Genomic DNA, 14,447 nt, shown 5'->3' on the forward strand with positions numbered 1-14,447 from the left:
TTCGAATAAAATTCTTACACTAACCTGTAATAAACACAAATAGAAAAAACATAATTTTCCATTTCCGAGAAATTAGTTGCATAATTAAATAAGCACATTTCCTAAAAATCGACAAAAATCCGGAAATGGACTTGAATTCAACTCGCAATATATAAATCAGATAAGTAATAAAAAATTAAAAAAGTAAGCCTACGAATAAAATAATTCATCCACCCAAATCTTCATCCTCGTATTCATGAATCAAATTCGTCATAAGCTGTATAAAAAAACAGTACAACCAGATAAACCAGGCTATAATCATGCCGGGTTTTTTGATGGGTACGCAGCGTGGCGCAGGCAGGTTTTATTTTAACCCGGCACTGGCGGGATACCCCACAGGGGACAGAGGTTTCATTCTGGCTGGCAACGGACGACGGGCCATTGCTGGTCACGCTTGCGCCGCAGGAGTCAGTTGCCTTCATCCCAACCAGCCAGGTTTCCCGCGTTACTTCACTATTACGCGCAGAAAACGGCTTTCGGCTGGCTCCGCTTAACCTGCAGGATTTTCATCGCCAGCCCGTTTCGGGGCTGTACTGTCGATCCCATCGCCAGTTGATGCGTCTTGAGAAGCTGCTACGCGAAAATAGCGTCACGGTCTATGAGGCCGACGTGCGTCCGCCGGAACGTTATCTGATGGAGCGCTTTATCACCTCCCCCGTTTGGGTGGATGGCGATCGGTATAACAACACGCTGATCAACGCGCGGCTGAAGCCAAACCCGGACTATCGCCCCCCCTTAAAATGGCTATCGCTGGATATCGAAACCACGCGGCACGGCGAGCTTTACTGCATTGGTCTCGAAGGCTGCGGACAGCGTATTGTCTATATGCTCGGCCCGGCCAACGGTGATGCCTCACAGCTTGATTTTGAACTTGAATATGTGGCGAGCCGTCCGCAGTTGCTGGAAAAGCTCAACGCGTGGATAGCCCACCACGATCCTGATGTCATCATCGGCTGGAACGTCGTGCAGTTCGATTTACGTGTCCTGCAAAATCATGCCGAGCGTTACCGAATTCCCCTGCGTTTTGGCCGTGACAACAGCGAACTGGAATGGCGCGAGCACGGTTTCAAAAACGGCGTTTTTTTCGCCCAGGCCAAAGGCCGCCTGATCATTGACGGCATTGAGGCCCTCAAATCCGCGTTCTGGAACTTTTCCTCGTTTTCGCTGGAAACGGTGTCGCAGGAGCTACTGGGTGAAGGGAAATCAATTGATAATCCCTGGGACCGCATGGACGAAATTGACCGCCGATTCGCTCAGGATAAGCCCGCGCTTGCCACTTATAATCTCAAAGACTGTGAACTGGTCACGCGCATCTTTCATAAAACCGAGATCATGCCGTTTCTGCTGGAGCGCTCAACGGTCAACGGTCTGCCGGTCGACAGGCACGGTGGCTCGGTTGCGGCATTTGGTCATCTCTATCTTCCGCGCATGCACCGTGCCGGTTACGTTGCGCCAAATCTCGGGGAAGTCCCCCCCCATGCCAGCCCCGGCGGCTATGTGATGGACTCGCGTCCTGGTTTGTACGACTCGGTGCTGGTTCTGGATTACAAAAGCCTGTACCCGTCTATCATCCGCACCTTTCTGATCGATCCGGTGGGACTTATCGAAGGTATGGCGCATCCGGATCCTGAACACAGCACTGAAGGATTCCTTGGTGCCTGGTTTTCGCGCGAAAAACACTGCCTACCGGAAATAGTGACCCAGATCTGGCACGGGCGTGACGAAGCAAAACGCCAGGGAAATAAGCCGCTCTCGCAGGCGCTCAAAATCATTATGAACGCCTTTTACGGCGTGCTCGGCACCACGGCATGTCGATTTTTCGATCCCAGACTGGCCTCGTCGATCACCATGCGCGGGCATGCGATCATGCGCCAGACCAAAGCGCTGATTGAAGCGCAGGGTTATGACGTTATCTATGGCGATACCGACTCAACGTTTGTCTGGCTCAAAGGCGCACACGCGGAAGAGGATGCGGCAAGGATTGGTCGGGAGTTGGTCCATCATGTCAACACCTGGTGGGCGCAGTCGCTGCAACAACAAAACCTGACCAGCGCGCTCGAACTGGAGTTTGAAACCCATTTTCGCCGCTTTTTGATGCCGACCATTCGCGGCGCGGATACGGGCAGCAAGAAGCGCTACGCCGGACTCATTCAGGACGGGGACCAGCAGCGCATGGTCTTCAAAGGATTGGAAACCGTACGCACTGACTGGACACCGCTGGCACAACGGTTCCAGCAGGAACTCTATTTGCGGGTCTTTCGCCAGGAGCCGTATCAGGATTTTGTCAGGGAAACCATCGACCGCCTGATGGCCGGTGAACTGGACGATCAGCTGGTTTACCGTAAGCGCCTGCGCCGCCCGTTAAGTGAATACCAGCGTAATGTCCCACCCCACGTTCGCGCCGCGCGGCTTGCCGATGAACAGAACATCAAGCGAGGCCGTCCGCCGCAATATCAAAACCGTGGCACCATAAAATATGTCTGGACGATAAACGGCCCGGAACCTGTGGATTATCAGCTCTCTGCGCTGGATTATGAGCATTATCTTACGCGCCAGATACAGCCGGTTGCCGAGGGAATTCTTCCCTTTGTTGATGATAACTTTGCTACACTACTCACAGGGCAACTGGGGTTATTTTGACGCGTGACGAAACCGTCGCCATCCAGTACCATAGCGCCCTTTCCATTCCTGGACCCATTTAACACCACTACCACTGATTCACTAGCCTGGTAGCGGGGTCGTATGCTCTGAAAACTCGGGTTACCCGATACATGACGAGTATTGCCTGCAATTAAAGATATAGAGCCGAACACATATGCCTTTTACACTTGGTCAACGCTGGATCAGCGATACAGAAAGCGAATTGGGACTTGGTACCGTTGTCGCCATGGATGCGCGAACCGTCACCTTACTTTTCTCATCGACGGGTGAAAACCGTCTGTATGCGCGCAGTGACTGCCCTGTGACCCGCGTGATGTTCAATCCTGGTGATACGATCACTAGCCATGAAGGCTGGCAATTGCATGTCGATGAAGTAAAAGAAGAAAACGGACTGCTTGCCTATATCGGAACCCGCCTTGATACCGAAGAAACCGGCGTCGTGCTGCGCGAAGTCCTGCTCGACAGCAAGCTGGTGTTCAGCAAACCTCAGGATCGTCTGTTTGCTGGCCAAATCGACCGTATGGACCGCTTTGCGCTGCGCTATCGTGCGCGTAAATTTCAGAGCGAACAGTATCGTATGCCGTGGAGTGGTCTGCGCGGTCAACGTACCAGCCTGATCCCCCACCAGCTTAATATTGCCCATGATGTCGGTCGTCGCCATGCCCCTCGCGTTTTGCTGGCAGATGAAGTGGGCCTGGGAAAAACCATTGAAGCCGGGATGATCCTGCATCAGCAACTGCTGTCCGGTGCCGCCGAACGCGTGCTGATCATCGTCCCTGAGACGTTACAGCACCAATGGCTGGTCGAAATGCTGCGCCGTTTCAACCTGCGCTTTGCGCTGTTTGATGATGAGCGCTATGCCGAAGCGCAGCACGATGCCTACAATCCGTTTGAAACCGAGCAGCTTGTCATCTGCTCTCTGGATTTTGCGCGTCGTAGCAAGCAGCGTCTGGAGCATTTGTGTGAAGCAGAATGGGATCTGTTGGTGGTCGATGAAGCTCATCACCTGGTGTGGAGCGAAGATGCGCCAAGCCGCGAGTATATGGCGATCGAACAACTGGCCGAGCGCGTACCGGGCATCTTGCTGCTGACCGCAACGCCGGAACAGCTGGGTATGGAAAGTCACTTTGCGCGTTTACGCCTGCTGGACCCAAGCCGTTTCCACGATTTCGAGCAGTTTGTTGAAGAGCAAAAAAATTACCGTCCGGTAGCCGATGCCGTCGCCATGCTGCTGGCAGGCAACAAACTGAGCAACAATGAGCTGAACATGCTCGGCGATCTGATTGGCGAGCAGGACATCGAGCCGCTGCTGCAAGCTGCTAACAGCGATCGTGAAGATGCCCAGAGCGCGCGCCAGGAGCTGGTTTCCATGCTAATGGACCGCCATGGCACCAGCCGCGTACTGTTCCGTAACACCCGTAATGGGGTGAAAGGTTTCCCGAAACGCGAACTGCATACTATTAAGCTGCCGCTGCCGACCCAATACCAGACAGCCATTAAAGTCTCCGGCATTATGGGCGCACGTAAAAGCGCAGAAGAGCGCGCCCGCGACATGCTCTATCCGGAGCAGATTTATCAGGAGTTCGAAGGCGATACCGGCACCTGGTGGAACTTCGACCCACGCGTTGAATGGTTGATGGGCTACCTGACCAGTCATCGTTCGCAGAAAGTACTGGTTATCTGTGCGAAAGCGACCACCGCGTTGCAGCTGGAGCAGGTGCTGCGCGAGCGTGAAGGCATTCGCGCTGCCGTATTCCATGAGGGTATGTCGATCATCGAACGTGACCGTGCTGCCGCCTGGTTTAGCGAAGAGGACAGCGGTGCGCAGGTGATGCTGTGCTCGGAGATCGGTTCTGAAGGCCGTAACTTCCAGTTCGCCAGCAACCTGGTGATGTTTGACCTGCCGTTTAACCCGGATCTGCTGGAACAACGTATTGGACGTCTGGACCGTATTGGTCAGGCGCACGATATTCAGATCCACGTCCCGTACCTGGAAAAAACCGCCCAGTCCGTGCTGGTGCGCTGGTACCACGAAGGTCTGGATGCGTTTGAGCACACCTGTCCGACCGGGCGTACGATTTATGATACTGTCTATAACAACCTGATTGGTTATCTGGCGGAGCCGGAAAACAACGAAGGATTTGATGATCTGATCAAAGCCTGCCGTGAACAGCATGACGCACTGAAAGCGCAGCTGGAACAAGGGCGCGACCGTCTACTCGAGATTCACTCCAACGGCGGCGAAAAAGCGCTGGCGCTGGCTGAGAGCATTGAGGAGCAGGATGACGACACCAGTCTGATCGCCTTCGCCATGAACCTGTTTGATATCGTCGGTATTAATCAGGACGATCGCGGGGACAACTTAATTGTGCTGACGCCGTCCGATCATATGCTGGTCCCGGATTTTCCGGGGTTGCCTGAAGACGGTTGCACCATTACCTTTGAGCGAGATATTGCACTGTCGCGTGAAGACGCCCAGTTTATCACCTGGGAGCATCCGCTGATCCGTAACGGTCTGGATCTTATCCTGTCTGGTGATACCGGCAGCAGCACCATATCTCTGTTGAAAAACAAAGCTTTGCCGGTTGGTACCCTGCTGGTTGAACTGGTGTACGTGGTCGAAGCGCAGGCACCGAAGCAACTGCAGCTCAACCGCTTCCTGCCACCGACGCCGGTGCGCATGTTGCTGGATAAAAACGGTAACAACCTCGCCGCTCAGGTGGAGTTTGAAACCTTTAACCGCCAGCTCAGTGCCGTTAATCGCCATACCGGTAGCAAGCTGGTCAACGCCGTGCAGCAAGATGTCCATGCGATTCTGCAGTTGGGTGAAGCGCAGGTTGAGCAATCTGCCCGCGCGCTGATCGACGCCGCACGTAAAGAAGCGGATGAGAAGCTGTCTGCAGAACTGTCGCGTCTTGAAGCGCTGCGCGCCGTTAACCCGAACATCCGTGATGACGAACTTGCCGCGATTGAAAGCAACCGTCAACAGGTGATGGAAAGCCTGGATCAGGCCGGCTGGCGTCTGGATGCCTTACGCCTGATCGTCGTGACGCATCAGTAACGGAGCCATACATGGGGATGGAAAACTACAATCCGCCGCAGGAACCCTGGCTGGTTATCCTGTATCAGGATGAACACATTATGGTGGTCAACAAGCCGAGCGGCTTGTTGTCCGTGCCGGGTCGCCTTGAAGAGCACAAAGACAGCGTGATGACGCGTATTCAACGCGACTATCCACTGGCAGAATCAGTGCATCGCCTGGACATGGCCACCAGCGGCGTGATTGTAGTGGCGCTGACCAAAGCGGCAGAGCGCGAGCTAAAGCGTCAATTTCGCGAACGCGAACCGAAGAAGCAGTATGTCGCACGCGTGTGGGGGCATCCCTCACCCGCCGAGGGACTGGTGGATTTACCGCTGATTTGCGACTGGCCGAACCGACCAAAACAGAAAGTCTGTTATGAGACGGGCAAAGCCGCGCAGACTGAGTATGAAGTCGTGGAATTCGCGACGGATAATACCGCGCGGGTGGTGCTGAAACCCATTACCGGGCGTTCTCATCAGCTACGCGTGCATATGCTGGCGTTAGGGCATCCGATTCTGGGTGACCGCTTCTATGCCCCGCCGGAAGCCCTGGCGTTAGCGCCACGCCTGCTGCTGCATGCCGAGATGCTCACCATTACTCATCCCGAGTATGGCAATAGTATGACCTTTAAAGTCCCGGCAGATTTTTAAATTTTGTGCTGCTCTGTGCCGGGGGCGCTACGCTTGCCCGGCCTACATTCTTCAACGTAGGCCGGATAAGGCGCTAGCTGCCATCCGGCAACTTATTCTGCCGCTTACTTGAAGCCTTTCTGTTCTTTAATTAACTCATAGGCCTTTTGAATTTCCTGCGCTTTCTGCTTGGCCATTTCCATCATCTCCGGCGGTAGTCCTTTCGCGACCAGCTTGTCGGGATGGTGCTCGCTCATCAGTTTACGATAAGCGCGCTTAATAGTAGTGGCATCGTCGGTCGCTTTAACACCCAGCACATTACACGCATCTTCCAGCGTCGGGCCACGCTGTGCCTGCTGCCAGCCACCGCCAGACTGTTGCTGATATCCACCACCAAACTGCGCACCACCCTGCATCATGCGCAGATACTGATCAAATTGCGCGCGCGAGATCCCCAGCTCTTCAGCAATCACATACAGCACTTCACGTTCGTTAGGATGCAGCGACCCGTCCGCAAACGCCGCCTGGATCTGGATCTCCAGAAACATACGGATCAGGTCGAAGCGGCCAAAACAGACGCTGCGAAACTGGCGCATTTTTTCACGTAATGGGTAATTGTCTGATTTTCCCACCCGGAAGGCATGCTGCGCAGCGGTTCGTGAGTCACCGTGTAAATTCATCCGGTCCATCAGTTGGCTGGCGATATGAATATCGGCTTCCGTGACACGTCCTTTTGATTTGGTCAGGTGTCCCATCACCTCAAAGGTGGTGGCAAAAAACAGCGCCTGACGTTCACGTTGATTGGCAAACCACGCCATTTTGCGCATGCGGGCTTTGTCGAACATATGACCCACAAGCAGGCCTAAAACCACGCCCCAGAAGCCGCCGCCCATCATTAAGGCCACGGCGACACCAATAATCTTTCCCCAATACTGCATAGACTCCCCAAATCTTTACGCTGCCAGCCGGGCTATGTACCACAATATAAGGTGCTTTTACCGTTTTACGGCAGCGGTCAATTGTGGGACATCGCCTATAATTTGCATTATCATACCTGTCATTCAATGCCGTGCCTAACACCACGGATGCCTAAATGGGCAGGATTAACACTAGCGCAGTGAAGATGAGATAAGTTAGGCTGTGACCGTTTGTCACGCGCGACGCTACTGATGATGGAACAATAAATACAACGTATGAAAAAACGTATTCCCACTCTTCTGGCCACCATGATTGCCAGTGCCCTTTATAGTCAACAGGGTCTGGCAGCCGATCTCGCCTCACAGTGCATGTTGGGCGTGCCAAGCTATAACCGTCCTCTGGTGCAGGGCGAGACCAATGAATTACCTGTTACCATCAATGCCGATCACGCGAAAGGGAATTACCCGGATGACGCCGTGTTTACTGGCAACGTGGATATCGCACAGGGTAACAGCCGCCTGCAGGCTGACGAAGTGCAGTTGCACCAGAAGCAGGCCGAGGGTCTGCCGGAGCCGGTCCGTACCGTCGATGCGCTGGGTAACGTTCACTATGATGACAATCAGGTCATTCTGAAGGGGCCGAAGGGTTGGTCAAATCTGAATACCAAAGATACCAACATCTGGGAAGGTGACTATCAGATGGTCGGTCGTCAGGGACGCGGTAAAGCCGACCTGATGAAACAGCGGGGTGAAAACCGCTACACCATTCTGGAAAACGGGAGCTTTACTTCCTGTCTACCGGGTTCCAATACCTGGAGCGTTGTCGGTAGCGAAGTGATCCACGATCGCGAAGAACAGGTTGCGGAAATCTGGAACGCCCGCTTTAAACTGGGTCCGGTTCCGGTCTTTTACAGCCCGTATATGCAGCTGCCCGTCGGCGACAAACGCCGCTCCGGTTTCTTGATCCCGAACGCAAAATACACTAGCAATAACTATTTTGAGTTCTACCTGCCGTATTACTGGAACATCGCGCCCAATATGGACGCCACCATCACCCCGCATTACATGCACCGTCGTGGCGGCGTGATGTGGGAGAACGAATTCCGTTACCTCAGCCAGGCGGGTGCCGGTTTGATGGAATTCGACTATTTGAACTCCGATAAAGTCTACGAGGATGAAAACTCGAAGGATGACAACTCACGCCGCTGGTTGTTCTACTGGCAACACGCTGGCGTGATGGACCAGGTGTGGCGCTTCAATGTCGACTACACCAAGGTTAGCGACACCAGCTACTTTAATGATTTTGATAATAAATACGGGTCCAGCACCGACGGCTACGCCACGCAGAAATTCAGCGTCGGCTATGCGGTGCAAAACTTTGATGCGACAATATCGACTAAGCAGTTCCAGGTCTTTGATGCGGCAAACAGCAACAGTTACTCTGCGCAACCACAGTTAGACGTCAACTACTATCAGAATGACGTCGGACCGTTCGATACCCGAATTTATGGGCAGGCAGTACATTTCGTCAATACGAATGACAACATGCCGGAAGCGACGCGCGTTCACCTTGAGCCGACCATCAATCTGCCGCTATCGAACAATTGGGGAAGCATCAACACTGAAGCGAAGCTGCTGGCGACGCACTACCAGCAGACAAATGTGGATTGGTACAATAATAATCCTGCAAATGTGAACAAGCTGGATGAGTCAGCCGATCGCGTGATGCCGCAGTTCAAAATCGACGGCAAGATGGTCTTTGAACGCGATATGCAAATGCTGGCACCTGGCTATACCCAGACACTGGAGCCGCGTGCGCAGTATTTGTACGTGCCGTATCGCGACCAAAGCCATATCTATAACTATGACTCCTCTCTGCTGCAAGCTGACTACAGCGGCCTGTTCCGCGACCGCACCTATGGTGGTCTTGACCGTATTGCCTCTGCCAACCAGGTGACGACCGGGGTCACATCTCGCGTATATGATGACGCTGCCGTTGAACGTTTTAACATTTCTGTGGGTCAAATCTACTATTTCACCGAGTCTCGCACCGGCGATGACAACATTAAATGGGAGAATGATGACCAAACCGGCTCACTGGTATGGGCAGGCGATACCTACTGGCGTATCTCCGAGCGCTGGGGTTTACGCAGCGGGATCCAGTACGATACCCGTCTGGATAGTGTCGCCACCAGCAGCAGCAGCATCGAATACCGTCGCGACGAAAACCGTATGCTGCAGTTGAACTACCGTTATGCCAGCTCGGAATATATTCAAGCTACCCTGCCGTCGTACTACTCTACGGCAGATCAGTATAAGAACGGGATTTCTCAGGTAGGTGCAGTGGCCAGCCTGCCGATTGCTGACCGTTGGTCAATTGTCGGGGCGTACTACTTCGATACCAATGTGAACAAAGCAGCAGACTCCATGCTGGGCGTACAGTACAACTCCTGCTGTTATGCCATTCGCTTTGGCTACGAGCGTAAGCTGAACGGTTGGGATGATACGCAAAAACACGCGATTTATGACAACACGATCGGCTTTAACATCGAACTGCGCGGTCTGAGCTCTAACTATGGTCTCGGCACCAACCAAATGTTGCGTTCGAACATTTTGCCGTATCAAAGCGCTTTATGATCTGATTGATTTAAAACGTAATCCGCATTGCGGTTAATTAATAATGGAAAAAGTATGAAGAACTGGAAAACGCTGCTTCTCGGTATCGCCATGGTCGCGAATACCAGTTTCGCTGCCCCACAGGTAGTCGATAAAGTCGCAGCCGTCGTCAATAACGGCGTCGTTCTGGAAAGCGACGTTGATGGCTTAATGCAGTCAGTAAAACTTAATGCGGGTCAGGCGGGTCAGCAATTACCCGACGACGCAACGCTGCGCCATCAGATCCTCGAACGTTTGATCATGGATCAAATCGTTCTGCAGATGGGTCAGAAGATGGGGGTGAAAATCACTGATGAGCAGTTGGATCAGGCCATCGCCAACATCGCTAAGCAGAACAATATGACGCTGGACCAGATGCGCAGTCGTCTGGCCCACGATGGTCTGAGCTATTCGACCTATCGTAACCAGATCCGTAAAGAGATGACCATCTCTGAAGTGCGTAACAATGAAGTTCGCCGTCGCGTCACCATTCTGCCGCAGGAAGTGGATGCTCTGGCTCAGCAGGTTGGCAATCAAAATGATGCCAGCACTGAGCTGAACCTGAGCCACATTCTGATTCCGTTACCAGAAAACCCATCCTCCGACCAGGTTAATGAAGCAGAAAGCCAGGCGCGTGCTGTCGTCGAAGAAGCACGTAACGGTAGCGATTTCGGTAAACTGGCGATCACCTATTCCGCAGACCAGCAGGCGCTGAAAGGCGGCCAGATGGGATGGGGACGTATTCAGGAACTGCCAGGCATCTTTGCACAGGCACTAAGCACTGCGAAAAAAGGCGATATCATCGGCCCGATTCGTTCAGGTGTCGGCTTCCACATTCTGAAAGTCAACGATATGCGTGGCCAGAGCCAGAGCATCTCCGTAACGGAAGTTCATGCCCGCCATATCCTGCTGAAACCGTCTCCGATCATGACCGATCAGCAGGCGCGTCTGAAACTGGAGCAAATCGCGGCTGATATTAAGAGCGGTAAAACGACCTTTGCCGCCGCGGCTAAAGAGTTCTCTCAGGATCCGGGTTCTGCAAACCAGGGCGGCGATCTGGGTTGGGCGGCAGCGGATATTTTCGATCCAGCCTTCCGCGATGCGCTGACCCGACTGAACAAAGGTCAGATGAGCGCTCCGGTGCACTCCTCTTTTGGCTGGCACCTGATCGAACTGCTGGACACGCGTAACGTTGATAAAACTGACGCCGCGCAGAAAGACAGAGCCTACCGCATGCTGATGAACCGTAAGTTCTCTGAAGAAGCCGCGACCTGGATGCAAGAACAGCGTGCCAGCGCGTACGTTAAAATTCTGAGCAACTAATGGTCCGTACTCAACGCGTTGTCATCACTCCCGGCGAACCCGCCGGGATTGGTCCGGACCTGGTGGTCCAGCTTGCGCAGCGTGAGTGGCCGGTTGAACTCGTCGTCTGCGCCGATGCCGCATTACTTTCGAACCGAGCAGCTATGCTCGGTTTACCGCTTTCGCTCCTCCCCTACTCTCCTGATATCCCAGCCAAACCACAAGCAGCGGGCACATTGACGCTGTTACCGATTGCGCTGCGGGCCCCTGTCATTGCGGGGCAACTGGCGGTAGAGAATGGACCGTATGTGGTTGATACGCTGGCTCGCGCATGCGACGGTTGCTTACACGGTGAATTCGCCGCGCTGATTACTGGCCCGGTTCACAAGGGCGTGATCAACGATGCCGGCGTGCCGTTTACCGGACACACTGAGTACTTTGAAGAACGCTCGCAGGCGAAAAAAGTCGTGATGATGCTGGCGACCGAGGAGCTGCGCGTTGCCCTAGCAACCACGCACCTGCCGCTCAGAGACGTTGCCGATGCCATTACGCCCACACTACTGCGGGAAGTGATCGGCATTCTGCACCATGATTTACGCACCAAGTTTGGCCTGAACGATCCGCAGATTTTGGTCTGCGGCCTGAACCCACATGCGGGGGAAGGCGGTCATATGGGGACGGAAGAGATCGATACGCTCATTCCAGTACTGGATGAAATGCGTGGTCAGGGAATGAAATTACGCGGTCCACTGCCCGCAGATACCCTGTTTCAACCTAAATATCTCGATAGCGCGGATGCCGTGCTGGCAATGTACCACGATCAGGGTCTCCCCGTGCTAAAATACCAGGGATTTGGTCGCGGTGTGAATATCACACTGGGCCTGCCCTTTATTCGCACATCCGTTGATCACGGCACCGCACTCGAACTTGCGGGTCGTGGGCAAGCAGATGTCGGCAGTTTTATTACGGCGCTTAACCTCGCCATCAAAATGATTGTTAATACTAATGAATAATCGAGTCCATCAGGGCCATTTAGCCCGTAAACGTTTCGGGCAAAACTTCCTCAACGATCAGTTTGTGATCGAAAGTATTGTCTCTGCGATCAACCCGCAAAAGGGTCAGGCCATGGTCGAAATCGGCCCGGGCCTTGCGGCATTAACCGAGCCGGTAGGTGAACGTCTGGACAAGCTCACGGTCATTGAACTGGACCGCGATCTGGCCGCACGCCTGCAAACGCACCCGTTTTTAGGGCCGAAGCTGACTATCTATCAGCAAGATGCTATGACCATGGACTTCGGCGAGTTGTCGCAAACCCTGGGTCAGCCGCTGCGCGTATTTGGTAACCTGCCATACAACATCTCCACGCCGCTGATGTTCCATCTTTTTACCTATACTGATGCCATTGCCGACATGCATTTCATGTTGCAAAAAGAAGTGGTCAACCGTCTGGTTGCAGGGCCAAACAGTAAAGCGTATGGTCGACTAACCGTTATGGCACAATATTACTGCCAGGTGATCCCGGTACTTGAAGTACCGCCATCCGCGTTCACGCCTGCGCCTAAAGTTGATTCCGCCGTTGTACGCCTGGTCCCTCACGCGACGATGCCGTACCCGGTCAAAGACGTTCGCGTCCTGAGCCGCATTACGACCGAAGCGTTTAACCAGCGCCGTAAAACGGTACGTAACAGCCTCGGTAATCTGTTCAGCGTTGAAGTGCTGACGGAACTGGGTGTTGATCCGGCGCTGCGAGCGGAAAATATCTCTGTCGCCCAATACTGCCGGATGGCTAACTATCTGTCAGAAAAAGCGTCATCGAAGGAGAGTTAAGCATGATCAATTCGCCCCGAGTGTGTATTCAGGTACAAAGCGTCTATATTGAGGCGCAATCCTCACCTGATGATGAACGTTACGTTTTTGCCTATACCGTAACCATCCGCAATTTGGGGCGAGCGCCGGTGCAACTGTTGGGACGTTACTGGTTGATTACCAATGGTCATGGCCGTGAAACCGAAGTTCAGGGTGAAGGTGTGGTTGGCGTTCAGCCCCACATTGATCCCGGTGAAGAGTACCAATATACCAGCGGCGCGGTGATTGAAACCCCGCTGGGCACCATGCAGGGTCATTACGAAATGATCGATGAGAAAGGCGTTGCCTTTACCATCGATATTCCCGTATTCAGGCTCGCCGTTCCAACGCTCATCCACTAAAACAATAGCTATGGCAACATACCTCATTGGCGACGTTCACGGTTGTTACGACGAACTGATCGCATTGCTGCATCAAGTCAATTTTGCCCCTGGGAAAGATACCTTGTGGCTCACAGGCGACCTGGTCGCGCGTGGCCCCGGCTCGCTTGACGTACTGCGTTATGTCAAATCGCTTGGCGACAGCGTAAGGTTAGTCTTAGGTAATCACGATTTGCACCTGCTGGCCGTATTTGCAGGCATCAGCCGGAATAAACCCAAAGACCGGCTCACGCCGCTACTCGATGCCCCGGATGCGGATTCGCTGCTGAACTGGCTACGTCGCCAACCGCTGTTACAGGTTGATGAAGAGAAGAAGCTGGTGATGGCGCATGCCGGGATTACACCACAGTGGGATCTCCAAACCGCGAAAGACTGCGCCCGCGATGTCGAAGCCGTGCTGTCGAGCGACTCGTACCCGTTCTTTCTTGATGCCATGTATGGCGACATGCCAAATAACTGGACGCCGGAACTGACCGGATTGGCACGCCTACGTTTTATTACTAACGCCTTTACCCGCATGCGTTACTGTTTCCCGAATGGCCAGCTGGATATGTACAGCAAAGAGTCGCCGGAAGACGCACCCGCTCCACTGAAACCGTGGTTTGCCATCCCAGGACCGGTCAGTGACGCCTATAGCATTGCCTTTGGGCACTGGGCCTCACTGGAGGGTAAAGGGACGCCGGAAGGGGTTTACGCGCTGGATACAGGCTGCTGTTGGGGCGGGGATCTCACCTGTCTGCGCTGGGAAGACAAACAGTACTTTACTCAGCCGTCAAATCGCCATCTGAAGCTGGATCCCGGTGAGGCGGTAAACGCCTGAAATGTTTATGCCTGATGGCGCTACGCTTATCAGGCCTACTCCAGTGCCGGATGTAGGCCTGATAAGGCGTTTCGCCGCCATCCGGCAATTACATGA

General features: G+C 53.7%; 10 protein-coding genes. 9 read left to right on the top strand and 1 reads right to left on the bottom strand.

The genetic code is table 11. From position 1 onward, the window contains the following. The first annotated feature begins 327 nt into the window (after nt 1-327). The 3 genes from polB to rluA all read left to right on the top strand — a co-directional run bounded on the left by polB (nt 328) and on the right by rluA (nt 6,432). A complete protein-coding gene (gene polB, locus M2374_RS10715; protein ID WP_181688481.1) occupies nt 328-2,679 on the top strand; it encodes a DNA polymerase II in 2,352 nt (783 codons plus the stop codon). Between the two features lie 175 nt (nt 2,680-2,854). Then, nucleotides 2,855-5,761 (top strand): RNA polymerase-associated protein RapA, encoded by a 2,907-nt coding sequence (gene rapA, locus M2374_RS10720; protein WP_115259479.1) that lies wholly within the window; start codon nt 2,855-2,857, stop codon nt 5,759-5,761. A gap of 11 nt (nt 5,762-5,772) precedes the next feature. After that, nucleotides 5,773-6,432, top strand: coding sequence for a bifunctional tRNA pseudouridine(32) synthase/23S rRNA pseudouridine(746) synthase RluA (gene rluA / locus M2374_RS10725; RefSeq protein WP_135912603.1), 660 nt, complete (start codon nt 5,773-5,775; stop codon nt 6,430-6,432). A 104-nt stretch (nt 6,433-6,536) separates the two neighbouring features. On the opposite strand, the gene djlA is transcribed toward rluA, so the two are convergent. Continuing rightward, nucleotides 6,537-7,349: a co-chaperone DjlA gene (gene djlA, locus M2374_RS10730; protein ID WP_096758333.1), complete on the bottom strand. Its 813-nt coding sequence runs from the start codon at nt 7,347-7,349 to the stop codon at nt 6,537-6,539. 255 nt (nt 7,350-7,604) lie between these two features. Here djlA and lptD point away from each other — a divergent pair, with 255 nt between their 5' ends. Genes lptD through apaH form a run of 6 tightly spaced genes read left to right on the top strand, consistent with a single transcriptional unit; the run spans nt 7,605 to nt 14,351 of the window. Further along, nucleotides 7,605-9,965, top strand: a complete 2,361-nt coding sequence (lptD, locus tag M2374_RS10735; protein WP_181688482.1) for an LPS assembly protein LptD — start codon at nt 7,605-7,607, stop codon at nt 9,963-9,965. A 54-nt stretch (nt 9,966-10,019) separates the two neighbouring features. Further along, on the top strand, nt 10,020-11,306 hold the full coding sequence (gene surA, locus M2374_RS10740) for a peptidylprolyl isomerase SurA (RefSeq protein WP_096758335.1): 1,287 nt from the start codon (nt 10,020-10,022) through the stop codon (nt 11,304-11,306). Continuing rightward, entirely contained in the window at nt 11,306-12,298 is a 993-nt protein-coding gene (gene pdxA, locus M2374_RS10745; protein ID WP_115259483.1) for a 4-hydroxythreonine-4-phosphate dehydrogenase PdxA, read from the top strand. The genes surA and pdxA overlap by 1 nt, the downstream gene beginning before the upstream one ends. Continuing rightward, nucleotides 12,291-13,112 carry a 16S rRNA (adenine(1518)-N(6)/adenine(1519)-N(6))-dimethyltransferase RsmA gene (rsmA, locus tag M2374_RS10750; protein ID WP_096758337.1) on the top strand — a complete coding sequence of 274 codons (822 nt, stop codon included), beginning with the start codon at nt 12,291-12,293 and terminating at the stop codon, nt 13,110-13,112. The genes pdxA and rsmA overlap by 8 nt, the downstream gene beginning before the upstream one ends. 2 nt (nt 13,113-13,114) lie before the next feature. Further along, nucleotides 13,115-13,492 (top strand): Co2+/Mg2+ efflux protein ApaG, encoded by a 378-nt coding sequence (apaG, locus tag M2374_RS10755; RefSeq protein WP_096758338.1) that lies wholly within the window; start codon nt 13,115-13,117, stop codon nt 13,490-13,492. A gap of 10 nt (nt 13,493-13,502) precedes the next feature. Then, nucleotides 13,503-14,351, top strand: a complete 849-nt coding sequence (gene apaH / locus M2374_RS10760; protein ID WP_115259484.1) for a bis(5'-nucleosyl)-tetraphosphatase (symmetrical) ApaH — start codon at nt 13,503-13,505, stop codon at nt 14,349-14,351. Nucleotides 14,352-14,447 lie beyond the last annotated feature (96 nt).

Source organism: Citrobacter sp. JUb117 (assembly GCF_024809055.1).
In the GTDB taxonomy this organism is placed as follows: Bacteria; Pseudomonadota; Gammaproteobacteria; order Enterobacterales; family Enterobacteriaceae; genus Citrobacter; species Citrobacter gillenii.